22 protein-coding genes are annotated in these 25,361 nt (G+C 47.2%); 9 read left to right on the top strand and 13 right to left on the bottom strand.

The features are described 5' to 3' along the window. Positions 1-412: 412 nt before the first annotated feature. The 5 genes from xdhA (at position 413) to AB4209_RS12340 (ending at position 7,734) form a co-directional block, all read left to right on the top strand. A complete protein-coding gene (xdhA, locus tag AB4209_RS12360; protein WP_050632513.1) occupies positions 413-1,858 on the top strand; it encodes a xanthine dehydrogenase small subunit in 1,446 nt (481 codons plus the stop codon). Beyond that, a complete protein-coding gene (xdhB, locus tag AB4209_RS12355) occupies positions 1,851-4,241 on the top strand; it encodes a xanthine dehydrogenase molybdopterin binding subunit (RefSeq protein WP_372056041.1) in 2,391 nt (796 codons plus the stop codon). The genes xdhA and xdhB overlap by 8 nt, the downstream gene beginning before the upstream one ends. Positions 4,242-4,289: 48 nt before the next feature. After that, the gene (gene xdhC / locus AB4209_RS12350; protein ID WP_136982330.1) at positions 4,290-5,171 is read left to right on the top strand and encodes a xanthine dehydrogenase accessory protein XdhC; all 882 of its coding nucleotides are present in this window, start codon (positions 4,290-4,292) and stop codon (positions 5,169-5,171) included. 59 nt (positions 5,172-5,230) lie between these two features. After that, positions 5,231-6,565, top strand: a complete 1,335-nt coding sequence (guaD, locus tag AB4209_RS12345) for a guanine deaminase (protein WP_372056039.1) — start codon at positions 5,231-5,233, stop codon at positions 6,563-6,565. Between the two features lie 287 nt (positions 6,566-6,852). Next, a complete protein-coding gene (locus AB4209_RS12340) occupies positions 6,853-7,734 on the top strand; it encodes an AEC family transporter (RefSeq protein ID WP_004732869.1) in 882 nt (293 codons plus the stop codon). On the opposite strand, the gene AB4209_RS12335 is transcribed toward AB4209_RS12340, so the two are convergent. The 9 genes from AB4209_RS12335 to puuE all read right to left on the bottom strand — a co-directional run bounded on the left by AB4209_RS12335 (position 7,731) and on the right by puuE (position 14,755). After that, positions 7,731-8,255 (bottom strand): hypothetical protein, encoded by a 525-nt coding sequence (locus AB4209_RS12335; protein ID WP_136982328.1) that lies wholly within the window; start codon positions 8,253-8,255, stop codon positions 7,731-7,733. The two genes, AB4209_RS12340 and AB4209_RS12335, sit on opposite strands and share 4 nt — an antisense overlap. Positions 8,256-8,522: 267 nt before the next feature. Then, positions 8,523-8,996, bottom strand: a complete 474-nt coding sequence (locus tag AB4209_RS12330; RefSeq protein ID WP_137002188.1) for a GrpB family protein — start codon at positions 8,994-8,996, stop codon at positions 8,523-8,525. A gap of 16 nt (positions 8,997-9,012) precedes the next feature. Continuing rightward, positions 9,013-9,252 carry a hypothetical protein gene (locus AB4209_RS12325; protein WP_017086627.1) on the bottom strand — a complete coding sequence of 80 codons (240 nt, stop codon included), beginning with the start codon at positions 9,250-9,252 and terminating at the stop codon, positions 9,013-9,015. Positions 9,253-9,482: 230 nt separating this feature from the next. Continuing rightward, complete coding sequence (locus AB4209_RS12320; protein WP_004732861.1) at positions 9,483-9,920, bottom strand: hypothetical protein; 438 nt, start codon at positions 9,918-9,920, stop codon at positions 9,483-9,485. Positions 9,921-10,268: 348 nt separating this feature from the next. Further along, entirely contained in the window at positions 10,269-11,585 is a 1,317-nt protein-coding gene (locus AB4209_RS12315) for a urate hydroxylase PuuD (protein ID WP_019350868.1), read from the bottom strand. Between the two features lie 14 nt (positions 11,586-11,599). Further along, positions 11,600-12,160, bottom strand: coding sequence for an ureidoglycolate lyase (locus AB4209_RS12310; RefSeq protein ID WP_372056036.1), 561 nt, complete (start codon positions 12,158-12,160; stop codon positions 11,600-11,602). Between the two features lie 14 nt (positions 12,161-12,174). Further along, the gene (gene alc, locus AB4209_RS12305; RefSeq protein ID WP_017111438.1) at positions 12,175-13,161 is read right to left on the bottom strand and encodes an allantoicase; all 987 of its coding nucleotides are present in this window, start codon (positions 13,159-13,161) and stop codon (positions 12,175-12,177) included. A gap of 123 nt (positions 13,162-13,284) precedes the next feature. Continuing rightward, a complete protein-coding gene (uraD, locus tag AB4209_RS12300) occupies positions 13,285-13,800 on the bottom strand; it encodes a 2-oxo-4-hydroxy-4-carboxy-5-ureidoimidazoline decarboxylase (protein ID WP_017067791.1) in 516 nt (171 codons plus the stop codon). A gap of 22 nt (positions 13,801-13,822) precedes the next feature. Continuing rightward, a complete protein-coding gene (puuE, locus tag AB4209_RS12295) occupies positions 13,823-14,755 on the bottom strand; it encodes an allantoinase PuuE (protein WP_372056033.1) in 933 nt (310 codons plus the stop codon). 411 nt (positions 14,756-15,166) lie between these two features. Here puuE and uraH point away from each other — a divergent pair, with 411 nt between their 5' ends. The 4 genes from uraH to AB4209_RS12275 all read left to right on the top strand — a co-directional run bounded on the left by uraH (position 15,167) and on the right by AB4209_RS12275 (position 20,368). Further along, entirely contained in the window at positions 15,167-15,520 is a 354-nt protein-coding gene (gene uraH / locus AB4209_RS12290; RefSeq protein ID WP_004732855.1) for a hydroxyisourate hydrolase, read from the top strand. A 304-nt stretch (positions 15,521-15,824) separates the two neighbouring features. Next, positions 15,825-17,168, top strand: a complete 1,344-nt coding sequence (locus tag AB4209_RS12285) for an NCS2 family permease (RefSeq protein ID WP_327784547.1) — start codon at positions 15,825-15,827, stop codon at positions 17,166-17,168. A gap of 225 nt (positions 17,169-17,393) precedes the next feature. Then, the gene (locus tag AB4209_RS12280) at positions 17,394-18,845 is read left to right on the top strand and encodes a nucleobase:cation symporter-2 family protein (protein WP_372056031.1); all 1,452 of its coding nucleotides are present in this window, start codon (positions 17,394-17,396) and stop codon (positions 18,843-18,845) included. Between the two features lie 161 nt (positions 18,846-19,006). Then, complete coding sequence (locus tag AB4209_RS12275; protein WP_017067339.1) at positions 19,007-20,368, top strand: 8-oxoguanine deaminase; 1,362 nt, start codon at positions 19,007-19,009, stop codon at positions 20,366-20,368. 86 nt (positions 20,369-20,454) lie between these two features. Here the strand turns inward: AB4209_RS12275 and AB4209_RS12270 are convergent, their stop codons facing one another. The 4 genes from AB4209_RS12270 to AB4209_RS12255 form a co-directional block, all read right to left on the bottom strand. Beyond that, a complete protein-coding gene (locus tag AB4209_RS12270; RefSeq protein ID WP_372056029.1) occupies positions 20,455-21,891 on the bottom strand; it encodes an amidohydrolase in 1,437 nt (478 codons plus the stop codon). 239 nt (positions 21,892-22,130) lie between these two features. Beyond that, on the bottom strand, positions 22,131-22,739 hold the full coding sequence (locus AB4209_RS12265; protein WP_102332259.1) for a TetR/AcrR family transcriptional regulator: 609 nt from the start codon (positions 22,737-22,739) through the stop codon (positions 22,131-22,133). Between the two features lie 163 nt (positions 22,740-22,902). Beyond that, the gene (locus tag AB4209_RS12260; RefSeq protein WP_372056027.1) at positions 22,903-24,213 is read right to left on the bottom strand and encodes a glycerate kinase; all 1,311 of its coding nucleotides are present in this window, start codon (positions 24,211-24,213) and stop codon (positions 22,903-22,905) included. Between the two features lie 241 nt (positions 24,214-24,454). After that, positions 24,455-25,351 (bottom strand): 2-hydroxy-3-oxopropionate reductase, encoded by an 897-nt coding sequence (locus AB4209_RS12255; protein ID WP_048611851.1) that lies wholly within the window; start codon positions 25,349-25,351, stop codon positions 24,455-24,457. Positions 25,352-25,361: the final 10 nt, after the last annotated feature.

The raw sequence follows: 25,361 nt of genomic DNA, 5'->3' as shown, positions 1-25,361 counted from the left end.
TATTAACAATACAGGAGAGAAGTAAGCCTCTGCGTTTACTTCTCTTTTTTATGCCCTCTCCCCTAAAAATAAAGACGACGATCAACTCACATCCATCTAAAAATACAGTCTATTCTGCCCTCAACAACGATCTTAGCCTCTATAGAATCACTTCCAACAGTGCCATAAGCCCCTCCTTTATCTTGTATACATAGCTATCAATTCATTCACACCAAAAAACTGTTCGACTTTAATTCAAACCCTTATAAAACAAGCAATTAAAGTTAAAATAAAATTGTATACAATCACCACAAAAGACTATTTGTTGCATTTTTGTAAATAAATAGTTGACCGCAGGGTCAGGATGGATAATTATTGACCTAGAAGTCAAAAAGAATACACATGGAAATATGTCGATTTACAAGGAGGTCTCTTGATTACTTTTTTGCTCAATCAGGAAATAAGACGCGAAGATAATCTGTCGCCAAATATGACAGTGCTCAACTACCTTCGTACCAAGGTTAATAAAACCGGTACCAAAGAAGGTTGTGGGTCGGGTGACTGTGGTGCATGTACGGTAGTTCTGGGTGAGGTGGTTGATGGACAGCTACAATACCGCTCGGTGAACTCTTGCCTTACGTTCGTTTCAGCGCTGCATGGCAAGCAACTGATCACAGTAGAAGATCTGCAAAATCGAGATCGCTCATTGCACCCAGTACAAAAAGCGGTGGTTGATTTTCACGGTTCACAGTGTGGTTACTGCACGCCGGGCTTCATCATGTCGATGTTTGCGCTAGGCAAAAACAAACCCGATGCGAGCAAAGAAGACGTCATGGAATCACTGGCGGGTAACCTATGTCGTTGTACAGGCTACCGACCAATTGTTGATGCTGCGATGTCACTTTCAACAGACCAACCTTTGATCGACCAATTTGCTGAACTTGAACGCAACACCATCAAGAAGCTAGAAAGCATTCAAGACACTGAGGCCAACTTACGCCTTGGTCACCTCACCGCTTTTTCCCCAAAAAGCACCGATGAGTTGGCCAAGCTTTTTCAAGCCCACCCGAACGCTAAGCTGGTTGCTGGCGGTACGGATTTAGCGCTGGAAGTGACGCAATTCCATCGTGAGATTGAAACACTGATCAGCGTGAACCTTGTTGAAGACATGAAGGTATGTGAAGAGACCGACACCGATCTAATCATTGGTGCCAACCTGCCTATCAGTGATTCTTACTCACTATTGAAAAAACACTACCCAGATTTTGGTGAACTGCTGCATCGCTTTGCTTCACTGCAAGTGCGTAACCAAGGCACCATCGGCGGTAATGTTGCCAATGCCTCGCCTATCGGTGACACCCCTCCTCTGCTGATTGCCCTGAACGCGAAGATCAAACTTCGTTGCGGCGACGAGTCACGTACGATGCCGATTGAAGACTACTTCATCAGCTACAAAGTGACGGCGCAAAAAGAGAGTGAATTCATTGAGCAGATCATCATTCCTAAGCCAACTAACGACAGCTTCCGAGCTTACAAGCTGTCTAAGCGTTTAGATGATGACATCTCTGCAGTGTGTGGTGCGTTTGATATTCAAATCGAAGACGGCAAGGTTTCTTACGCTCGTATCGCCTTTGGCGGTATGGCTGCAACACCTAAGCGCGCGGCGCGTTGTGAAAATACGTTATTAGGCAAACCGTGGACAGACGCTAATATTAAGTTAGCGATGCAGGAACTGTATAACGACTTTGAGCCGCTCTCTGATTTCCGTGCAAGCCAAGAATACCGTTCATTGTCGGCGGCCAACATGCTGCGTCGCTACTTCATTGAACAACAGAACAAAAACAACCAAATCGAAACAAGGGTAACGTCTTATGTCTAAATCACACGAGCATGCGATGACCCACGAAGAGATGGTTACCATTGCAAAACAAGACCTTAAAACTGGCGTCGGTAAAAGCGTTAAACACGACAGTGCAGCCAAGCAAGTCACGGGCGAAGCGGTATACATTGATGACCGCCTAGAGTTCCCAAATCAACTGCATGTCTACGCTCGCCTGAGCACGCAAGCACACGCCAACATCACCAAAATAGACCTGTCACCATGTTACGAATTCGAAGGTGTGGCAATTGCCATTCAAGCCAAAGACGTACCGGGTGAGCTGGATATCGGTGCGATTCTTCCGGGTGACCCACTGCTTGCCGATGGCAAAGTTGAATACTACGGCCAACCCGTGATTGCTGTGGCAGCCAACGATTTAGAAACGGCACGCAAAGCCGCACATGCAGCCATTATTGAATACGAAGAGCTACCTGCGATTCTTGATGTGAAAGAAGCGCTAGACAAAGAGCACTTCGTAACAGAAAGCCACACTCAACAACGTGGCGACTCTAAAGCTGCACTGGCAAAAGCAAAACACGTGATCTCTGGCGACCTAGAGATCGGCGGACAAGAACACTTCTACCTAGAAACTCAAATCAGTAGCGTGATGCCAACCGAAGATGGCGGCATGATCGTTTACACCTCGACACAAAACCCGACCGAAGTTCAAAAACTGGTTGCGAAAGTGATTGGCGTACCGATGCACAAAGTCGTGATTGATATGCGTCGTATGGGTGGTGGTTTCGGTGGTAAAGAGACCCAAGCGGCCTCTCCAGCATGTATGGCTGCGGTTATTGCTCACCTTACAGGTCGACCTACAAAAATGCGTTTGCTGCGCAATGAAGACATGCAGCAAACTGGTAAACGCCACCCGTTCTACAATCAATATACGGTCGGTTTTGACGACAATGGTGTGATTCAAGGTGCCGATATTACCGTTGCAGGTAACTGTGGCTACTCGCCAGACTTATCAAGTTCTATTGTCGACCGCGCGATGTTCCACTCAGACAACGCCTATTATCTAGGTGATGCAACTGTGGTCGGTCATCGATGCAAAACCAATACAGCATCGAACACCGCTTACCGTGGCTTTGGTGGTCCGCAAGGCATGATGACCATTGAACACATTATGGACGAGATTGCGCGTTACCTGAAAAAAGATCCTTTGGAAGTACGTAAGGCGAACTACTACGGCGAAGAAGGCCGTAACGTGACCCATTACTACCAAACCGTTGAAGACAACTTTTTACCTGAGATAACCGAACAGCTTGAACGCAGCAGTGACTATCACGCACGTCGTAAAGAAATCGCTGAGTTCAACAAGCAAAGCCCTATCTTGAAGAAAGGCCTTGCGATCACACCAGTGAAATTCGGCATCTCGTTTACTGCGACTTTCTTGAACCAAGCAGGTGCGCTCATCCATATCTACACCGATGGCAGTATTCATTTGAATCACGGTGGTACGGAAATGGGGCAAGGCTTGAACATCAAAGTGGCGCAAATCGTTGCACAGGAGTTCCAAGTCGATGTCGAACGTATCCAGATCACCGCTACAAACACAGACAAAGTTCCGAACACATCACCAACCGCAGCCTCATCGGGCACCGACCTCAACGGTAAGGCCGCGCAAAACGCCGCAATGACCATTAAGCAGCGCCTGATCGACTTCGCTTCTTCGCACTTCAAAGTGTGGCCTGAAGAGGTGGTATTTAAGAATGGCATGGTGCAGATCCGCGATGAAATCATGACCTTCAACTCGTTTGTTGAGCTGGCTTGGTTTAACCAGATTTCGCTATCTAGCACTGGCTTCTACCGCACTCCAAAGATCTATTACGATCACGAAAAAGCGCGCGGTCGCCCGTTCTACTACTACGCGTATGGCGCATCTTGTTCAGAGGTTATCGTCGATACTCTAACCGGCGAAAACAAGATTCTGCGTGTTGATATTTTGCATGACGTGGGCGCTTCATTGAACCCTGCGATTGATATCGGCCAAGTTGAAGGTGGCTTTGTGCAAGGTGTCGGCTGGCTAACAACGGAAGAGTTGGTGTGGAACCAACAAGGCCGCTTAATGACCAATGGCCCTGCGAGTTACAAAATCCCAGCAATTGCCGATATGCCAATTGATTTCAGAACACACCTTTTGGAAAACCGCAGCAACCCAGAAGACACCGTCTTCAACTCGAAAGCCGTGGGTGAGCCACCTTTCATGTTGGGTATGTCGGTATGGAGCGCACTGAAAGATGCGATTAGCTACGTGGCCGTTGATGGCGCGATTCCTAAGCTCAACACACCTGCGACACCAGAGCGTATTCTGATGGCGATTCAGGAAGTCACTGAAACGGCTCCGACTTCGGTCGATGTTCAATCAGAAACGGCTTAATAAGGCTCATGATAGCTTGGGAAGTATAGAAGGGATTTAGGAGGACGTATGTTTAAGGATAATTGGATTCACGAACTGGCAAAACTGGAAGAGAACTACGAACCGTGTGTGATGGTGACGGTTCTTGAAGACAGAGGTTCCGTTCCACGCGATGCGGGCACCAAAATGCTTGTCACTCGTGACCGAATCATCGCTACGATTGGTGGTGGTCACCTTGAACATGTGGCCACTAAAATGGCTCGAGAGATGCTGATTGCCAGTGAAAAATCGCTCAAAGTGGAACGCTTCAACCTAGGTGCTCGTTTAGGCCAATGTTGTGGCGGAATGGCAACGTTAAGCTTTGAACCGATTGGCACTCAGCAGAACCACCTTGTGCTGTTTGGCGCAGGCCACGTTGCCAAAGCGCTGCTGCACATTGTCGCAACCCTACCCTTCCGTGTGACCTGGATTGATGAACGTGAAGAAGTGTTCCCTGAAACGCTGCCACACGGTGTTAAAAAGCTTGTCTCAGACGACCCAGTCGGTGAAGTGAAACACATGCAACCAAACAGTTATTACCTTGTGATGACCCACAACCACCAGCTCGATTTTGACCTAACCAAAGCCATTATTGACCGTGAAGACAGCCGTTACTTTGGCATGATCGGCTCGCTTACCAAGCGTAAGAAGTTCGACTTCCGCTTAGAGCAGCGCGGCTACAGCCAAGAACAAATCGAAACCATGCTTTGCCCGATTGGCATTAGCGCCGTGAATGGCAAACATCCTGCCGAAATTGCGGTATCGGTTGCGGGTGAACTGATCGCACACTATCAAGGCCAAGCGCTTGAACAAAAGCGCCCAACCAAACAATATCGAAATCAGGGTTTGACCGATCAACACAGTCAACCAAGCGACGTAGGCGAACCACCATTGGAAGAGAAGATCGCCTAACACAAGTCGCAAAGCTTCAGTGGCCATAACGTCGCTGAAGTCATTAAAAGGAAGTAAACATGACAACGCAACGCAAAGCTTATCGCGCCAGTATTTTACACAGCGTCGCCGACCCAAAAGACGTCGGCATCGATGAGTCTTACGACTATTTTGAAGACGGTGTTTTAGTGGTTGAGAACGGCCATGTCGTCGACTTGGGCCATGTCGACGAGGTATTGGCTCGCCAACCTAAAACACTCGAAGTCAAAGAATACAAAGACAAGCTGATCACCTCTGGCTTTATTGATACGCACATCCACTACCCTCAAACAGGGATGATCGCGTCTTACGGTGAGCAACTTCTTGATTGGTTAGAGAACTACACCTTCCCAGAAGAAAAGCGCTTCAAAAACCCAGTCTACGCACACAAAGTGGCGAAGCTATTCCTAGACGAACTAGCAAGCAACGGCACAACCACGGCACTCGTGTTCGGCACGGTACACAAAGAGTCGGTTAACGTTTTCTTTGAAGAAGCTGAGAAGCGCAACCTACGTATGATTGCGGGTAAGGTTTTGATGGATCGCAATGCGCCTGATTACCTCACCGACACGCCAGAATCTGGCTACGCCGACTCCAAAGAACTGATTGAGAAATGGCACAACCGCAGGCGTTTGCTTTATGCCGTGACACCTCGTTTCGCGCCAACCAGTACACCAGAACAATTGGCTACCGTTGGTAAATTGCTAGAAGAGTACCCAGATGTGTATATGCACACGCACCTTTCTGAAAACGAGAAAGAGATTGAATGGGTAAAAGAACTGTTCCCAGAGCGCGACAGCTATTTGGATGTGTATGACCACTATGGCCTACTGCACAAACGTTCGGTTTTCGCCCATGGCATTCACTTGTCTGATTGCGAATGTAAGCGCCTAGCCGACACGGAATCTGCCATTGCTTTCTGCCCGACCTCTAACCTGTTCTTAGGCTCAGGTTTATTCCGATTACCAGAAATGGAAGAGCACGGCATTCGTGTTGGTATGGGGACTGATGTCGGCGCAGGCACTAGCTTCTCAATCCTACAAACCATGAGTGAAGCCTATAAGATCATGCAGCTTCAACATAAGAAATTGCACCCAGCTAAGTCGCTATTCTTAGCCACATTAGGTGGTGCACGTTCACTGCATTTAGAAGACAAGATTGGCAACTTGGAAGTAGGAAAAGAAGCCGATTTCGTGGTGTTGGACTTACACGCCACACAATTGATGCGCTTTAGAATGGAACAAGCGACCAAGCTTGAAGAGAAGCTATTTGTATTGATGAGCCTGGGTGACGATAGAACCGTCAGCGAGACTTACATCTACGGCGAGAAAGCCTACGATGTGAATTTCAAAGATTATCAAAAGCTCGTTAGCTAGACTGAAAACCGAGTAACAATCGCTAGACAGCGACAGCCGTCGTTAATTAAAAATCCGTCCAGATTTATCTAGCCTTGAAAGACCAGTTGCTGATGCCACTGGTCTTTTTTGTGCTTCATTCAAAGAAATATAAATTAACCGTTCACAAACAACGATCTTCGGTGACGCCAAGTCATTATATTGATAGGTTAATGTTTATACATATCGACTTCATACTTCACTTTAGCGTCTCTCTAAAACATTCGTTTCTCAGCTAAATGGAAGCACTCAATCTAGAAAGGAATTCTATGTTCGAACAGGTCGTCAGCATTCTGTTTCCCGTTTTTGCTTTAGCCAGTGCTGGCTTTGCGGTGGGTCGTTGGCTCAAGCCCGATTTCAAACCGATCAATCGCATCAACATGGATGTGTGTATTCCTGCGCTAGTGTTTGCCTCGCTGACCACCATGCCTCTCGACACCGAACAACTGCCACTCATCACCGCCTCTTTGGTCGCGGTGTTGGTGCCCGCTTTATTGATGATACCAATCTGTAAGATCTTTAAGCTCAACTTCAAAGCTTGGGCGCCGCCACATATGTTCCGCAACAGTGGCAACCTGGCCATTCCCCTGTTCACCTATACCTTTGGTGAGAGTGCATTAGCCCCTGCGGTATTGCTGTTTGTGGTATCGGCATGCGTGCACATTAGTGTCGGTTTAGCGCTACTAAGCGAAGGTAATCCGATCAAACAGATCCTCAAGATGCCGATATTCTTAGCCGCAGCATTAGCGATGACGCTCAACCTGTCTGGCATTGCAGTATGGAATCCAATCTACGAAGCCACTTCACTGCTTGGACAAGCTGCTGTCCCAATTATGCTGTTGTCGTTGGGTTCGCAAATGGTGAACTTGAAGCTAAGCGGACTCAAAGTTGGCTTGCTGTGTACGGCTCAATCGCTGTTTACTGGTGCCATCGCCTTCGCCATCATCTACTTCTTTATCCCGCTGCCAACGCTGCACCTACAAATGATGGTGCTGTTCACCATGCTGCCACCTGCCGTGATGAACTACCTGTTCGCTGAACGGTTCAATGTCGAGCCGCCTAAAGTCGCATCTATGGTGTTGTTCGGCAACTTCCTAAGTGTGGTTACCTTGCCTATTTTACTGTCGTTCGCGCTGTCTATGTCGAGTTAATTGTTTACGCACTTATCCAGTTTAAGCTCTGCCGTCACTTTAGTAAGGCGCAGAGCAATAGCGAAACAGACTAAGTAAGGACTCACATACCAGAAGAGGCTTTCTAATGGCTGCTTCACCTGCGCTTCTCTGGTTTTTATGTATTGGTTTTTCTGCTTCTCATACTGACTCAGCATACCATCCACCCACACGGCATCGCTTTCAACCAGCGACACGCTCGGCGCAGGAACCGTAAAATCCGATGCGTTGGGTAACAAGGTGAAATCGACATCTTTGAACGTGATCGCCGTGTTCAAATACCATAAACACGCCTCATGGTGTTGCCCGTGAGAGTCCAAAGATGGCTGACCTGTACAGATGTCGCTTCTTAATTTATCCAAAGAAAACTGCTGAACCGATTCTAAAATCGCCACCGCTCTAGTTTGTTCGGTTTCAACCCAATCACCCGCTACTTTCGCACGAATCTCAGACACTGCACCCAGCATCCCGATACCCGCCAAGAACGGCCATAAATAATCCATAAGCTTCCATTTGCGTCGGCTCAAGTTGAACCCACACCAAATCGGAAGATGAAAAAGGAGCGTTAGCCCAAGCGATAGCAAAACGAAATTCAAAGAGCTAGAGAGCATGAGTTCGCTATCAAAGAAGTTCTTCATAATGAGAGACTTGCCTGTATAACAAAGAGAAATTTGATACTAAATTCGATATTTGAAAAGAGTGTAAGAGGAAAGTAAAAACAGCACAAAAAGTTAGGATTTGGATGAATAATATCCAATCGAAACTTGTTGTTATTTCAAAGCCAACACATGCTCGATAAAAGCCGACTTCTTTTCGCGGTATTCATCTTGTGGCCAACCTTCACAAGACATTTTGAGGGTGTTGTATTGCTCCACTAATGCCGGATTCGCACGTAGCTTGTCACGAAACCTTAGAAAACATTCGAACTCAGAACCATTGGCAACTACTTGCAAGGCCACGTCATGTCCTGATGTAGACTCCAACATGCACAGCTCCGGCGTTCTTAAGGTATCGAGTTTCTCATTGAAGCCGAGTGTTGTGAGTTGTTCAATGGCGTACTCAAGTTCACTCGATTCAATACCGACGAATATATCCAAGTCGCCTTTAGATACTGCAGATGGAATAGAAGATGCACCTACGTGCTCAACTCTCGCGTTAGGGATTAGCTTTTTGATGTCACGTTCGTATCGGATAAACAGCTCGTTGCAAGCTGCTTGGTATTGTTCCGCGGGATAAAATTTCATATATCCTTACTCCGAATCACAAACTATTGAACACACCAATTGCTAACAGAAGCAACACGATGCTAATAGCTCCGATATAAGAGATTCTGGTTCGCTCTTTTTCAGTTGGAATCAATGGGGGGAAGCGCCCCAATGTGAATACTTTACAAACTATCCAGCCAGCTCCGTAACCAATGAACTCAATCAATATCGACTGAAACAGATACCTAAAGAATGAGCTCAATGCCCTAAAATACGCGACTATCAAGTCTTCCATTTTTTGTCCTAACTAAAGTCAATTTGGACTAAAAGTGCCATGGGTAGAGATTCATATCAAGAACCTTATACAGGACTGCGCACGCAATGAATCAGTTTAAACGTAAGTACTTACTATCGACATGCAATGACTCACAGAGCTTCCTTGCTAAACGATATAGCTAAAAGACTGTAAGCCACCTATGCGAGATACCAAGCTTAAGTAAGTTCTCTTCAGCTGTTTTTATCTCGCTAGCTACCCATAATCGTATTTAATAACGCTTCAAAATCTACGCTTGATACGCCCTCAATAACTTCATTAAGCCAAGTTGTGACAGTCGCAATATTGGCTATTGAAGATAATTTCCTGGAAATAGAAGACTTCTCTATTTCTTGTGTACGTAGTTCTTTATCTGGAATGCTAGCGAATTGATTTAGTTCATTCGCAAACCCTAGCCTTTCTTGAGGTTTTGATTCAGACAACGCTTGAAGAAATTTTTCATCGGTTGAGCCAGCAACAATCCCCATGCCATTGTTAAGGAAAGTAGTTGTATCCATTTCAACTTCTACACCTTCTCCTAAAAGCATACCGATACCATTTTCTTCAAAATGGCAATCGCTCATCTTAATCGTTGTTTTCGGGTGTTGAGTTGAAGTTGGTTTCTTTCTAAATGGAATAACGTTACTCATTAATGGTTTCCTATATGCCTAGGTCAAGTTTAGGTGGATGCACACTTGATATTTCAATACAGCTTTAACTTTAATAAGAATAATCAAGTAAAATTGTTAGCATAGGTAACATAAAGATTTGATTACACCAAAATACTTAATAAAACCCAATTCTTCGAACTCTAAACCACATATGCACCTAGAGTCACCAACTGAATGATAAATCTGCATTACCTTTGTCCAAAAACAAAAAGCCCCGGTTATATGAACCGGGGAAACAGGGTGGGATGAGTTTGGCGCGTGCCCGTAAACCAAACTCTCCCCAAGCCTCACCTAAGACTCATGCTCTTAGGTAAAGGATTTACATCATTATTGAAGCGTAGCGCCTTGCTCTACCCAAGTGCCGATGAGTGCGCGCTCTGCGTCGGTCATTTGAGTCATGTTGCCGAGCGGCATCACCTTGGTTGTTACGGTTTGAGCAACAATCCTTGGTACGTTGGCTTTGATCTCTTCTGGGGTATCAAACATCACACCGGCTGGCGCAGCAGCAAAAGCGGCGTGGCTCGGGGTTGATGAGTGACACACAGAACAGCGCTCTTGAATGACTTTGTTGATAGTTTCAAAGCTGACGCCTGCGCTAGCAGTTTGCATTGCGTGGTCTGCTGGTGCGGCCTGAGAACTAGTCGTTGAAGCGGTGTCGTTTGCAGCAAGTTCTTCTGTCGCTGATTCCGTCGCGCTGACTTGCACTTCTTGAACCACTGGCGCTTGTACAACCGGAGTCATCTGCTTTTTCGCGTAAGGTGAGGTAACAAACGCAAGCGTGATCATACCCAATGCAGCTACAGGTACTGTCCAGGCAAACTTCTGACTACCATGACGGGTGTTGAAGTAGTGACGCACCAAGATACTGAAGATCGCTAGCCCAGCAAGGATCAGCCAGTTGTATTCCGAGCCATAAGTGCTTGGGAAGTGGTTACTGATCATGATGAACAGCACTGGCAGTGTCATGTAGTTGTTGTGACGAGAACGCAGTAGACCTTTCGCTGGTAATGCCGGATCCGGTTCGCGCTTCTCTTCAATCGCTTTCACCAAGTTACGCTGCGCAGGCATGATAACGCGGAATACGTTACCCACCATGATGGTACCAATGATCGCACCAACATGGATGTAAGCGCCACGGCCACTGAACACTTGAGTTAGGCCGTACGTCGCAGCGACGAGCAGCACAAACAGCACAACGCCAAGCAACACGGGTGTTTTGCCTAATGGTGAGTCACACAGTAAGTCGTAGATAAACCAGCCGGCAACGAATGAACCAATACCAATCGCGATTGCGGTTGTTGAATCAAGGCCAGAGCCCGGTGCAATCAGGTAAATCTCCGCGTTGAGGTAGTAAACCACACCCAGTAGACACACACCTGTGATCCACGTGAAGTAGGCTTCCCATTTGAACCAGTGCAGGTGCTCTGGCATCTCTGGGGGCGCAAGTTTGTACTTCTCTAGGTGATAAATACCACCGCCGTGAATTGCCCATAAGTCGCCTGAAAGGCCCGTTTTAGGGTTAACTCGGTTAAGGTTATTCTCTAACCAAACAAAGTAAAATGATGCGCCTATCCACGCAACACCAACAATCATGTGAGCCCAGCGTATTGCTAGGTTCAACCATTCTGTAATATGCGGATCCATAATAAACTCCTGTATCACAACGCTTTAGCTAAGCGTTGCTCTTCCTTATTGTCGTCCGTTGGCAGATCGTCCAAATGCAATGCCACTCGGTCGCTGTCGAAATAAACTTCGTCACAGTTGTGTCCTTCGCCGCCTCTATCGACGATCAAGAACTGGTCTTGCTCGGTGAGGGCGAGAACTGGGTGATGCCACACCCCTTTGTGATAGTTCACTCCTTGACGACCGTTGCTCAAGAAAGCTCGGCTATTGGCTAATGTAGGATCATCGCCTTTTGGCGCAACAACAATTAAATAGGGTTGACCAAGTAATGGAATGAATGCCTGAGAGCCAAGTGGATGACGCTCTAACATTTTGATGGTCAGTGGGTAGCTCAACGGTGTGGCTTGGAAGATGCTGATGATGGCTTCTCCGTCTTGGTCTTGCACATCCATTGTCGCTAGCTTGTGGTAGCGACGTGTTGATCCACTGTTGATCATGAAGAAATCACTATTATCGGACTCGATAACATCGCCAAACTCAGCAAAAGCCTGCTTGGTTAACGGTTCGATTGATAAACGACGTATTCCATTACTCATACTCATTTCCTTACCTATTTCGCTTTCGTACCAAACAGACGCAAACGGCTGATACCACCATCTGGGAATATGTTTGCACGTACGTGGGTAATCGCACCAAGGTCGTTTACCTCAGAAATGAATTCGTGAATCTCGTGTGCTTCCAGCTTTTGTGTAGGCAAGAGTTCACGCCAGAATAGGCTTTGTGTTTCTACTTGGTCGTCGGTACCGCCTTTCACGTAAGCCGCTTGAATTGAGCAGCTGTCTGGGTAGTTACCTTTGAAGTGAGCCGTGTCCACTACGATGCGTTCGATGTTACCTGGGTGGCCTAGTGCCACGATAACCCAGTCGTTACCCGGTGTACGACGACGCGCTGTTTCCCAACCGTCACCCATGTTTTCACCGCGGCCAGGGCCTAAGATGTTGGCTTTGTTGCCGTAGTGCTCATCGCTACATGCCAGTGCTCGGCCACCGTGTTCAACCGATGCTAGGTCGACTTGTTGCTGAGAATCTATTGCTTCCCAATCCACACTTGGTCGGCCATAAACACGTAGGCGCGCTACACCGCCGTCTGGATAGATGTTCAAACGTAGGTGCGTAAATACTTGGTCGCTTTCAATCGCTTCAAGATGATGATGATCACCTTGTAGTGCCATTGAAGGCAGAATTTCTTGCCACTCTGTTGAGTCAGTTGGCTCACCTTGTGGTGAATAACACGCGTCAATTGATGCCGAAGGTGGGAAGTTACCTGTGAAGAATGAGGTATCAATATCAACGCCAGCAATAGTGCCAGCTAGGCCAAGGCGAACGACACAGTAGTCGTAACCTTCACCGCGTTTGCGTCTGCTTTCCCAACCGTCCATCCACTTGCCGTTATCGTCGTATAAGTCGTCTTTCCACTCTGGCGCCGCGTGGCTGAGTAGACGACTTTTATCCGCGAAAAAATCGTCGGTTGCGAAGATAGCTTGTGCGCCGAGTTTTTCGTCTGCAAGGTTTATGTATTGTTCAAATGTTTGGGTCATGTCCGTGTAATCCTATCCAATTAATCAAGTAATAATAAAATGAGAACTTAGTGGCTTATTCGCTTATAAAGCGTGCTCTTAGCGCACTAAGACTGGGCTGAGATAGTTGTTAACTCCGTTAACTTACATATCCCAGAGACGAAACATCGCGATCTTGTTGATCTCTTGAATCGCCGTAGCAAACTCAGTTTCACTATCATTTCCTAATCGCATCTCGAACGACTCAAGAATTTGGTAACGATTGGCTCCCTTCACCGCCATGATAAAAGGGAAATTGAAGCGACTTTTGTAGCTGTTGTTGTAAGAAGTGAATTTTTCAAATTCTTCGGCGTTGCACTGGTCGATGCCCGCCCCCGCTTGTTCCTTGGTCGACGACTCGGTGAGCTCGCCGTTTACTGCTGCTCGACCGGCTAAATCCGGGTGAGCATTGATCAAAGCCAACTGTTTGCCTTGGTCTGCACTTAACAAGGTCGATGCCATTTTCAGATGAAGATTCTCGATATGGTCGTCTTCGGCATTCAAACCTTGGTCATACACCACTTCTGCAACCCACGGGCTGTGTTCGTAGACATCAGCAAAGTGAGCGACAAAGGTATCGCGGTCCATGGTTGTTGGTTGGCATGATCGAAATTCAGTCACGTTAAGCCTCCTTGCTTCACTGCTACTGTTGATGATTAGCGTTATTTGGTTGATATGGATGATGTTGGTGCCAGTGGTTGGCGATATCGATTCGACGACATAACCACACGCTGTCGTGCTGTTTTACGTAATCTAAGAAACGTCTTAATGCAGCAATACGACCGGGGCGACCAATCAGACGACAATGCAGCCCAACCGACATCATTTTCGGTGCGGTTTCGCCTTCCATATAAAGGGTGTCAAACGTGTCTTTCAGGTATTGGAAGAACTGCTCACCAGAGTTAAAGCCTTGCGCCGTTGAAAAACGCATGTCGTTCACATCAAGTGTGTAAGGGATCACCAATTGCGGATGACCAGTCTCGGTGTGCCAATAAGGCAGGTCATCATCATAGGCATCAGAGTCGTAAAGAAAACCGCCCTCTTCTGCAACCAAGCGACGCGTATTTGGACCCGTTCGACCTGTGTACCAACCTTGTGGGCGTTGACCCGTCACTTGTTGGATGATCTCGATCGCTTTGGTCATGTGGTCGCGCTCTTCAGACTCATCAATGTATTGATAGTCGATCCAGCGATAACCGTGGCTACAGATTTCGTGACCCGCTTCGACCATGACTTTGGCAACCTCTGGGTGACGCTCAATCGCCATTGCAACCGCAAAGACGGTCAGTGGGATTTCATATTCATCGAACAAGCGAAGAACACGCCACACACCCGCACGGCTACCATATTCATAGATGGATTCCATGCTCATGTGACGTTCGCCTTTAATCGGCTGTGCTGACGGGATCTCTGAAAGAAAAGCTTCAGACTCGTCGTCTCCATGTAACAAACAACGCTCACCGCCCTCTTCATAGTTCAATACAAAAGAAACCGCGACGCGCGCATTGCCTGGCCATTGAGGGTTTGGAGGGTTAGCTCCGTAACCGATCAAATTTCTTGAATAATCCTTATTCATCCAAGTACTCCTAACATAAGTGGTTGGCTTAGCCGCTCTTTAAGTGAGTCGCCAAATGATTCAACCAAATGGATTCTCGATAAACAGAGCAACCTTACCCCTGTACATTTATTGTATACAATTATTTATCTCAATGTAAAGATTTTGTTATTCAAGTTAAATTTACGCACTATTGCCATTTAAAAACAACAGCTTAATAAAGTCAAAGCTCACCAAAAAACGATAATCAAGATCTATAAAGTCAGAAAAAACGACACAATAGTTAACATTTTTACAACAATTCGCTTTACTAATTGTGTACAGTTCGTACATAGTTAGTGATAACAAAGTGACCAGTTGCATTCTTTGCAAGGTCGAAACAGACAGATAAACCACGGAACAGAGGAGCGCCAAAAGCGCTATTAAAGGACTATGGGAAGATTAACAACACACGTATTAGACACGACTCACGGCTTACCGGGTGCAGAGATCAAGGTAGAGCTTTATAAGGTCAATGAAGACTCAACAGAAAAGCTGGCGACGGTAATCACTAACTCCGATGGCCGAACCGATGCGCCGATTCTGGCAGGGAATGATTTCCGACCGGGGAAATATCAATTGGTGTTTTACGTAGCCGATTACTACAAAAGCAAAGGTGTGGAATTGGATGGCGTGCCTTTCCTAGACGATGTGGTTATTCGTTTCGGCTTAGATGATCCAGAAGCGCATTATCACGTTCCTCTTCTCGTCTCGCCTTACAGTTTCTCAACTTATCGGGGCAGTTAGTCCCGTGTCCTAGAACTTCGAACTAGGCTCAGCCATCGAATAATAAACAGATTCACGTGTACACCCCAAAAGGTGTGCACTCACTAAACACGCTCATATGAAAATACTAACAACGTTAATAGTTTGAGATTAATAGCTAGAAAACAGATGGTTAGAAACCAATGGCTGGAAAATGCATAGCTAGGGAGTTAACCGTTAGGAAACTAATAAATAGAGAGCTAGTGGCTAGGAAAAACCTTAAAAATTAATATTGAAATCTTGCTGTATTCAATAAATGGATCACAACATAAAAGGACTTGCTGACATGAGTGAGAGTAAAACAGAAATACTCAACCAAGATGCGAATAACGGATTTTTAGAGAAACTCTTTAAAATTAAGGCCCACGGAAGCAGTGTGAAAAATGAGTTGGTCGGCGGTGTCACCACCTTCGCAACCATGGCTTACATCATCTTCGTTAACCCACAAATTATGGCCGCATCGGGTATGGATGCAGGAGCGGTATTCGTCGCAACCTGTATTGGTGCAGCTATCGGTTGTTTGTTAATGGGGTTATTTGCGAACTGGCCTGTCGGCCTTGCGCCGGGCATGGGCTTGAATGCCTTCTTCTCGTTCACGGTAGTAAGCGAAATGGGCTACAGCTGGGAAGTGGCACTGGGTGCGGTGTTTATCTCCGGCATCTTGTTTGTCGGGATGAGCTTCTACAAAGTCCGCCAATGGATAATTGAAAGTATCCCAGTGAGTCTACGTTATGCCATGACAGCGGGTGTTGGTTTGTTCTTAGGTCTAATTGGCCTTAAAACAGCAGGTATCGTCGTCGAAAACCCAGCAACACTGGTATCATTAGGTGACTTCACTAAACCTGAAGCGCTACTGGCCGCTATCGCGTTCCTTATCATCGCGGTTCTCAGTGAACGCAAAGTGTTTGGTGCGGTGCTAATCGGTATTTTGAGTGTAACTCTGGTCGGCATGATGCTTGGCTTAGTGCATTACAACGGCTTCTTCGCAGCTCCACCAAGCTTAGCGCCTACGTTCCTAAAAATGGACATTATGGGCGCTCTCGATGTTTCAATGATCAGCGTTATCTTAGCTTTCCTTTTTGTAAACATGTTCGATACCGCGGGTACTTTGATGGGCGTGGCCGAGCGTGCAAACCTAACTAACCCTGAAACAGGAAAAATTGAAGGCCTGAGCAAAGCGCTCAAAGCCGACAGTATCTCAAGTGTGGCAGGTGCGTGTGTGGGTTGTCCGCCAGTAACCAGTTATGTAGAGAGTGCAGCCGGTGTTGCAGCAGGCGCACGTACAGGTCTTTCAGCAATCGTGGTTGGTGTGTTGTTCTTAGCGGCAATTTTCCTATCACCGCTTGCAGGCATGATCCCCGCTTACGCAACGTCTGGTGCTCTTATTTACGTCGCATTCGTGATGATGAGCAGCATGCAGCACGTCGATTGGAAAGACTTCACTAACGGTGCTCCAGCCGCGATTACCGCACTAATGATGCCACTGACCTTCTCTATCGCGAACGGTATCGCATTGGGTTTCATTACCTACACAGTGCTTAAGTTGGCGACAGGTAAAACCAAAGATGTGTCTATCTCGATGTACTTCTTAGCGGCTATCTTCATCGCCAAGCTAGTATTCATCGGTTAATCCTATAGCTCCTGAGCAGTCGCTTCTTGATTGCTCACAACGTTGCTTGGCTGGCTTGCAAGCCAAGCAACAACATGATTTTTAAGAAAGCTAATTGCATTGATGACTCGAGAGCAGAACTCCTAATGACTCAGTGCACCTTTTTTATGACCCTACGCAGTTTGTAGAAGTCATTATTTGACCGCCAATCGCCTGTAAACGGAAACGCAGGCAGAGGAATATCAAATGAAACTTCTGTACACCCTTAATGAAAGACCGCCCCATGGGCTAACCCTTCTACTCGCTTTACAGCATATGCTCGCCTCGATTGGTGGCATCGTTGCTGTGCCTCTTATTGTCGGCGCCTCTATCGGCCTGCCCAACACCGAGATCGTCTCACTGATCAATGCAGCGCTATTGGCGTCTGGTATTGTGACCGTCGCGCAGTGCCTTGGCTTTGGCCCTGTTGGTATTCGATTACCCGTGGTGATGGGTTCAAGCTTTGCCTTTTTAGGTGTCGCTATTTCGATCGGTAACGAAGGTGGTGTCGCCGCCATCATGGGCTCGGCGCTTATCGGCTCGTTTGTGGTCATTGGTGCCAGCTTCTATATGGACAAGGTTCGCAAGCTATTCCCGACCGTGGTAAGTGGTGTTGTGGTTACCTTAATCGGCTTAACCATTTTACCGGTTGCCATGAACTGGGTTGGCGACTCTCCTGCCAACACGGAACAATTCGCCACTCTACCTAAACTGTTTCTCGCACTGGTCTCTTTGGGGATAGTGATTGGCGTGTCGGTTTACTGTAAAGGCGCGGTTGCTGCTTCCGCTATCGTGATTGGTTTAGCGGGCGGTTACATTGTGGCGCTATCGCTTGGCATGGTCGACCTTGAGCAAATCAGTTCTGCCGCTTGGGTTGGTGGCCCTGAACCTTTCAAATATGGCTTCACCTTTTCTGCGAGTGCCATCATCAGCATGAGCTTGGTGTACATCGTGGTTATCGCTGAAGCAACGGGTGATTTCATGGCACTCGGTAACAACTGTCAAACCCAAGTATCCGGTAAAGATTTAAAACGTGGCCTTCTAGGCGATGGCCTTGGCAGTACCTTATCTTCAATTTTAACGGCAATGCCACTGGCATCATTCAGTCAAAATGTCGGTATTGTAGGTATCACAGGTGTAGCGAGTCGTTATGTAGTGGCTGCAACCGGTGGTTTGTTGATTTTAGGCGGTTTATTCCCGAAATTAGCCGCCATTGCCGTCACGATCCCGAAACCTGTTTTGGGTGGTGTGGGCTTTGTGATGTTCGGTATGATCGCTTACGCGGGTATCCGCATGTTGATCAAGGCCGCAGACACCAAGCGAAATGCCTTGGTAATCTGTGTTGGTTTGGCGTCTGGTTTAGCCGTCACTTTCGAACCAAGATTGCTGCAACACTTGCCACATGATTTGGCGAATTTTCTTCACTCTGGCATCACTACAGGCACTATCATGACGGTACTGCTGAACCTTGTTCTGCCAAAGTCTTCACGCGCAGAAGAGCAAGAAGCACTAGCCGAAAGCCAAGCGCAAGTTGAGCTAGAAATGAAAGAACAAGCAGAAGAAGAACTACACTCAGACGAGCAATTAGAAATTCAACAAGCAACAACAGAAACTGAAGTTCAAACGGCATCAGATAACCCTGAGCCAAAAACGAACTAGATAAATCGCTAACGAGCGTAAAACCGATTTCCGTAGAATCACGGGCGTAACGATAACAGTGAATGTCTCATCGCCCTTGATTTGAATTTATCTTTCAACAACAAATACCAAATAAAGACCCTCTTCCCTGAAAAGGCTGAGATGGCTAAGGACTACTATGAATGGAAACCATCTGGATTAAGAATCCTCTCGCAATCTACACTGGCTCGCAGGCTGATGCAGAAGGCGGAATCGTCATAAAAGGTAATAAAATCATTGAACTGGTTGGCAAACACAAAGAGCCGACCTTACCCGTAGATTACAGCGTCGACGCCTCTCGTCATGTTGTGACTCCTGGGCTTATCAATGCGCACCACCACTTCTATCAAACCCTAACGCGAGCCTACCCCGGCGCACTCAATAAAGAACTCTTCCATTGGCTACAAAGCCTCTACCCAGTTTGGGCCAACCTCGATTCGGAGATGATGAGCCTCGCAACAGAGCTTGCTCTGGTTGAGCTGATGATGTCGGGCTGTACCACTGCTTCCGATCACCATTACTTGCTACCAGACGGGCTTGAGCACGCTATTGATTTGCAAGTCGAGGCCGCAGAGAAACTGGGCGTTAGAGCGATATTTACCCGAGGTTCCATGAGCCTAGGGGAAGATGAAGGTGGATTACCTCCACGACACACCATTCAAACCGAACAGACCATTATAGATGACAGCCAACGCTTGATTCGCGATTACCACCAGCGTGATGAAGGCGCGATGATTCAAATCGCACTCGCGCCTTGTTCGCCGTTCTCAGTCACTACCGACCTGATGAAAGAGACCGCCAAGATCAGTGAGCGTGAAAACGTCATGATGCACACGCACCTATGCGAAACGCTCGATGAAGAAGACTTCTGTATAGAGAAGTTTGGCTTGCGCCCAGTTGATTACCTAGAAGATGTGGGTTGGCTGAACGAGCGCACTTGGCTCGCTCATGGTATTCACTTCAATCCAGAAGAGATCAAACGTTTGGGTAAAGCAGGCATTGGTATCAGTCACTGCCCAACTTCCAATATGATGTTGGCTTCCGGTATTTGTAAAAACAACGATCTAGAAGCAGCAGGCGTAAAAGTCGGGCTAGGTGTGGATGGTTCGGCCTCAAACGACGGCTCTAATATGATTGCCGAAGTGCGCATGGCGATGTATCTACAACGCCTGCAATATGGTTCCGCCAACGTTTCACACTTTGATGCATTGCGCTGGGCGACATCCGGTTCTGCCGCGGCAATGGGCAGAACCGACATTGGTACACTAGAAGTCGGAAAACAAGCCGACATCGCGATGTTCAAGCTCGATGATATTCGTTTCTCTGGCAGTCACGACCCACTGGCTGCATTACTACTTTGTGGTGCTCAACAAGCGGATAAAGTGATGGTTGCCGGAAAATGGCGAGTTAACGATGGTGCTGTGATTGGCGTAGACATGGAGCAACTGATGCACCGCCACCACGCCGCGGCGATGAAGCTCGGTAAGCTGGCGATGAATAATTAAATACTCTCTAACTAGAAAAGCGAAAAAAGGCCGACGTGATGTCGGCCTTGTTCATTCAGTTCGATTTTTAGAAACCGATTTACATCTTAATCCATCAAGCTCTTCGACTTAATCGCCTTCTTAGAAAGCTCTTTGGCAAAGGCTTTGATATCTGTTTCAAACTCATCGACGCTTTGGCGGATGTCATCCAGTTGAACCGTCTGCATCACGCGGTTTTCCATTACGATTTGGCCGTTAACAATCGTGGTGTCGATGTTGCTTGGGTTCGCTTGATAAACCAAAGTCGCGTATGGGTCGTAACTTGGCATCATGTTCGCCGATTGTGTCTCGACAATCACGATGTCCGCCTTCTTACCCACTTCAAGAGAACCAATTTGGTCTTCCATGTGTAGGGCTTTTGCACCACCTAATGTCGCCATCTCAATCACTTGTTCAGGGATCATGATGGTGCGGTCTGAATGCTTTAAGCGCTGCATGTTTGCTGCGTAGCTTAATGTGCGCATGATATCGACTTGGTTAGAGCTCATTGGACCGTCGGTTCCTAAGCCAATGCGCATGTCAGCACGGTACATATCCCATGCAGGTGCGATTCCCGTCGCGCCTTTAGCGTTCGCCATTGGGTTGTATGAGATACCCGCGTCAGCTTGCTTGAGAAGCTTTTGGTCATTTTCGGAAAGGTGGATACCGTGAGCAATCACTACGCGCTCGTCTAGCACACCGATTTCATCCATGTATTCAACTGGCGATGTCGCTTTGGTTTCATCTTTGATACGCTTTTCTTCATTCGGGAATTCAGCAACGTGAATCAGCACCGGCACATCGTATTGAGCAGACAGCTTGTTGATTTCTTGCAGCTTATCTTTGCTCACGGTGTACACCGCATGTGGCGCATAAGCAGGCGTGATTAGCTCATCGTTTTTGTATTGTTCGATAAAGCCTTTGGCGTATTCAATGCCGCCGTAAGGTTCTTTGGCATCGACCACTGGGAACTTAATCACGGTTTCGCCGAGCACAGCGCGTAAGCCGACTTCTTTGGTCGCCTTGGCCATTTCATCCATGTGGTAATACATATCGGCATAAGTGGTTACACCGCTTTGTGCTAGTTCGATAGAGCCAAGCTTGGTTGCGTTGTAAATCAGTTCACGGCTTAGCTTTTCGGCTTCTAGAGGGAAGAAGTAAGCGAACAGACGATTCGAAATACCCTCTTCCCCTAAGCCACGAAACGCGATCATCGGTAAATGGTTGTGCGCGTTCACCATACCCGGCATGACGATTCCATCTTGAGCATCAATCACTTTTTCTGCGCGATATTGAGTTATTAAATCCTCGGTACCGACTGCGATGATCTGGTCGTTTTTCACTACAACAACACCATCTTCAATCACATCCATTTCTGAATTGATGGTGAGAACCTGTCCGTTGGTGATGATCAGATCAGCGTTGTATGTTTGCGTCGCGACCGTTGAACCGCAACCTGCAAGCAGAACTGCGCTGATGGTGCATGCCAAGCTTTTAAGCGTCATTGCTAAACCTTAATGTTGTGCGTGTAATATTGTTAGCGGCTTCATCTATAAGTTTCCAGCTTTTCGCTTTTCAGAAGAGTAAGTGCCGCCAATTTTCGCGATACTATAACCTGTCATTTAAATAAAATGGCATACCTAATCGAACCGAATTCAAGATAAATGAGTTATTGCACAACAGGTCACAAAAGAGGTTCTGTGCTTATAGTCACTCACACACCTAGATAAACGTTCAAACAACATTAGCTTTTCACACCACAGCCTTTAATCACTAACTGTGTGATGAACTGAGCGGCATCGGCATAGTCTTTATCATCGAGTTGGTCCTTCTGCATCACGCTGCAAATCTGCCAGCCAAAATCGGCGTAGGTTTGAGTTGCCGCCCAGATGGTAAACATCAGGTGATGAGCGGGAACATCGTCCATTAGGCCCTGCGCCGACCATGTCGAGAACTTATCAAGAATCATCTGGGATTGCTTATACAGCTCGTCACCAATCTCTTTCGGCAATACTTTAGCGCCAGACATCACTTCATTGGCAAATACCTTAGAAGCATGTGGATGGTCGCGAGAAATGATCAGCTTGGTTTGAATATATTGAGACAAGGCTTCAACAGGATCGCTCAACTCTTCAATCGGACGAGACGCTTCTAGTAAAGGCTGAGTGACGGTTTCAAGCACAGCGTTGTAGAGCTTATCTTTTGAGCTGAAATAGTAGAAGACGTTGGGTTTGGGAATGTCGGCCGCTTTTGCGATATCAGCCATTTTTGTTGCGGCATAACCATGAGTGGCGAATTGTTCACACGCGACTTCGATGATTAAATCTTGATTCTTTTGTCTGATCCTAGACATATTGCATCCTTTACAGCTCGTTACTAAAATCATAGTAATCAACGTGCTTCATTAGTCCAGAAGATAATCTCAGAACTCAAGGTCACCGCATTGATAACAATAAAATGGCCGCTCTATTTGTTAAGAAGCGACCATTCCATACCGTGTTTTTGAACTGTTCAAGTTAAAGAATCAATATCGCGCGGAAGTCATTCACATTGGTCAGCGTTGGCCCCGTGGTTAGAAGCACATCGACTTGCTTGAAAAAATCGTAGCTGTTGTTCGCATCGAGATAGTCTTGCGCTTTAAGCGACAGGCTCGAACCTAGTTGCCATGTTTGAGGCGCGATCCATGCTCCCGCATTGTCTTCAACACCATCAATCCCGTCGGTATCAGCAGCCAATGCAAATATGTTGTCTTGGCCTTTAAGCTCGTTATACAAGCTCAACAAGAACTCACAGTTACGCCCACCGCGACCATTCCCTTTAACGGTTACCGTGGTTTCCCCGCCGGAAAGTATCACGCAAGGCGTCTCAAATGGGTGCTTGTTATTAGCCACTTGTTTGGCTAGCGCAGCATGCACCTTCGCGACATCTCGCGCTTCTCCCTCTATGCAATCACTCAACACATAAGCGGGAATACCCAAGCCTTCAGCTTCTGCAGCAGCGGATTCCAATGCCGACATTGGTGTCGCGATAATATGGTGCTCCGCGTTCTTCCAACATACGTCATCTGGTTTAACCGTCTCTGACTCTGGATTATTTAGCCATTCAAATGCCGAGCGTGGTGTTTCTATTTGATAACGTTCTAAAATGGCCATCGCATCAAAACGCGTGGTGGTGTCGGGTACGGTTGGGCCCGATGCAATCACACTAATGTCATCGCCCGGCACATCAGAAATCGCCAGTGACACAACCCTTGCAGGATACGCCGCTTTAGCAAGTCGACCGCCTTTTATCGAAGATAGATGTTTGCGAACACAGTTCATCTCATCAATGGCGGCGCCTGATTTAAGCAACGCTTTATTGATTTGTTGCTTCTCTGCCAAGCTGATGTCGCCACCGGGCAAGCTTAGCAAAGCAGAACCACCGCCAGACAATAGGCAAATAACCGTATCGTCAGCACTCAAACCACTCACTAATTCCAGCATACGTTGGCTCACTTCTAAGCCCATCGCATCTGGGACTGGGTGCGCCGCTTCAATCACCTCAATGTGTTCGCAAGGGGCGGTGTGCTCATAACGAGTCACCACCAAGCCTTCAAGGTCACGCAGTGCAAGGTCTTGTTGTTTCTTTGCCTGCCAAACCGCTTCCAGCTCGGCGGCCATCGACGCGGCTGCTTTTCCTGCCCCGATAACGACAGTACGCCCGGCTTGATTAGCAGAGCGATAAAAAATGTCTTGAGGAAGAAAAGGTTCGATGTGATTTTTAGGTAGCGCCTGATTAACAGCACTTGAGAAAAGGGTTTGTAGAAACTGCTTAGCATCAATGTCCATCAGCCACTCCTTAGTTGACGGAGAAAAAAAGAACCCCGATACAAGGCCAAAGGGTGCCTGCTAAGATCAAGTTGGAAAGGAACAACTTCAACCTCTGCCTCGTATCAGGAACGCGTATAAAGGAGACGAAACTACGCGATTTATAAACAAACTGTTGGGCTACGAATCGATAGCAGCCCTAATTAATTAACGGATAATCGGTTGATTGATTAACCACTAAACGGACAAACCGTTAACTAGATTAACGAATCGAGTGGTCAGAACGTTTCTCAATCGCTTGGATAAGCGCAGAGTGGTCCCAACCTTCGCCACCCATTTCGGCACACTCGCCAAACAACTCTTGAGCGTTAGCCGTATTAGGTAGTGCAACCCCTAGCTCTTGTGCGCCCGTTAGCGCTAAGTTGAGGTCTTTTTGGTGAAGTGAGATTCTAAAGCCCGGGTCGAATGTGCCTTCAACCATACGCTCACCGTGCACTTCCAATATCTTAGAGTTAGCAAAGCCACCTAATAGCGCTTGACGAACTCGTGCTGGATCAGCCCCCGCTTTTGAAGCAAATACCAAGGCTTCAGACACGGCTTCGATATTCAGAGCAACAATGATCTGGTTAGCCACTTTACACGTTTGGCCTGCTCCGTTATCACCCACCAGCGTAATATTCTTACCCATGATTTCGAACAAAGGTCGTGCTTTATCAAAGGCGTCTTGCTCACCGCCCACCATGATAGTCAGCGCCGCATTAATCGCGCCCACTTCACCACCTGATACCGGTGCATCGAGGTATGAAGCACCACCTTCGTTGATTCGAGCTGCAATCGCTTTGGTTGCGATTGGTGAGATTGAACTCATATCGATAACCAGTTTTCCAGCAGCGCCACCGGCGGTAAGGCCTTGCTCGACGCCATTGTCACCAAACAGGACGTCTTCCACTTGAGGTGTATTCGGCACCATTAGGATAATGACATCCGCCGCCTCTGCCGCTTCTGCGGGTGAATGGCAGACCGTTGCGCCTGCTGCCACAAGATCGGCAGGTGCTGCATTAAAGTGATCCGACAGAATCAAATCGTGACCTGCTTTTTGAAGGTTACTCGCCATAGGTTTACCCATGATGCCAGTTCCGATAAATGCAATTTTAGACATGTTGTTCTCC

Source organism: Vibrio sp. 10N.286.48.C11 (assembly GCF_041469805.1).
In the GTDB taxonomy this organism is placed as follows: Bacteria; Pseudomonadota; Gammaproteobacteria; order Enterobacterales; family Vibrionaceae; genus Vibrio; species Vibrio crassostreae_C.
Note: the sequence above shows the minus strand (reverse complement) of the source record. Positions and strands in the feature narration are given on the sequence as shown.

Bases quoted from the DNA above. Each gene is read 5' to 3' on its own strand.
- xdhB (WP_372056041.1), top strand. From the start codon at position 1,851: ATGTCTAAATCACACGAGCATGCGATGACCCACGAAGAGATGGTTACC.
- xdhC (WP_136982330.1), top strand. From the start codon at position 4,290: ATGTTTAAGGATAATTGGATTCACGAACTGGCAAAACTGGAAGAGAAC.
- guaD (WP_372056039.1), top strand. From the start codon at position 5,231: ATGACAACGCAACGCAAAGCTTATCGCGCCAGTATTTTACACAGCGTC.
- AB4209_RS12340 (WP_004732869.1), top strand. From the start codon at position 6,853: ATGTTCGAACAGGTCGTCAGCATTCTGTTTCCCGTTTTTGCTTTAGCC.
- AB4209_RS12335 (WP_136982328.1), bottom strand. From the start codon at position 8,255: ATGGATTATTTATGGCCGTTCTTGGCGGGTATCGGGATGCTGGGTGCA.
- AB4209_RS12330 (WP_137002188.1), bottom strand. From the start codon at position 8,996: ATGAAATTTTATCCCGCGGAACAATACCAAGCAGCTTGCAACGAGCTG.
- AB4209_RS12325 (WP_017086627.1), bottom strand. From the start codon at position 9,252: ATGGAAGACTTGATAGTCGCGTATTTTAGGGCATTGAGCTCATTCTTT.
- AB4209_RS12320 (WP_004732861.1), bottom strand. From the start codon at position 9,920: ATGAGTAACGTTATTCCATTTAGAAAGAAACCAACTTCAACTCAACAC.
- AB4209_RS12315 (WP_019350868.1), bottom strand. From the start codon at position 11,585: ATGGATCCGCATATTACAGAATGGTTGAACCTAGCAATACGCTGGGCT.
- AB4209_RS12310 (WP_372056036.1), bottom strand. From the start codon at position 12,160: ATGAGTAATGGAATACGTCGTTTATCAATCGAACCGTTAACCAAGCAG.
- alc (WP_017111438.1), bottom strand. From the start codon at position 13,161: ATGACCCAAACATTTGAACAATACATAAACCTTGCAGACGAAAAACTC.
- puuE (WP_372056033.1), bottom strand. From the start codon at position 14,755: ATGAATAAGGATTATTCAAGAAATTTGATCGGTTACGGAGCTAACCCT.
- uraH (WP_004732855.1), top strand. From the start codon at position 15,167: ATGGGAAGATTAACAACACACGTATTAGACACGACTCACGGCTTACCG.
- AB4209_RS12285 (WP_327784547.1), top strand. From the start codon at position 15,825: ATGAGTGAGAGTAAAACAGAAATACTCAACCAAGATGCGAATAACGGA.
- AB4209_RS12280 (WP_372056031.1), top strand. From the start codon at position 17,394: ATGAAACTTCTGTACACCCTTAATGAAAGACCGCCCCATGGGCTAACC.
- AB4209_RS12275 (WP_017067339.1), top strand. From the start codon at position 19,007: ATGGAAACCATCTGGATTAAGAATCCTCTCGCAATCTACACTGGCTCG.
- AB4209_RS12270 (WP_372056029.1), bottom strand. From the start codon at position 21,891: ATGACGCTTAAAAGCTTGGCATGCACCATCAGCGCAGTTCTGCTTGCA.
- AB4209_RS12265 (WP_102332259.1), bottom strand. From the start codon at position 22,739: ATGTCTAGGATCAGACAAAAGAATCAAGATTTAATCATCGAAGTCGCG.
- AB4209_RS12260 (WP_372056027.1), bottom strand. From the start codon at position 24,213: ATGGACATTGATGCTAAGCAGTTTCTACAAACCCTTTTCTCAAGTGCT.
- AB4209_RS12255 (WP_048611851.1), bottom strand. From the start codon at position 25,351: ATGTCTAAAATTGCATTTATCGGAACTGGCATCATGGGTAAACCTATG.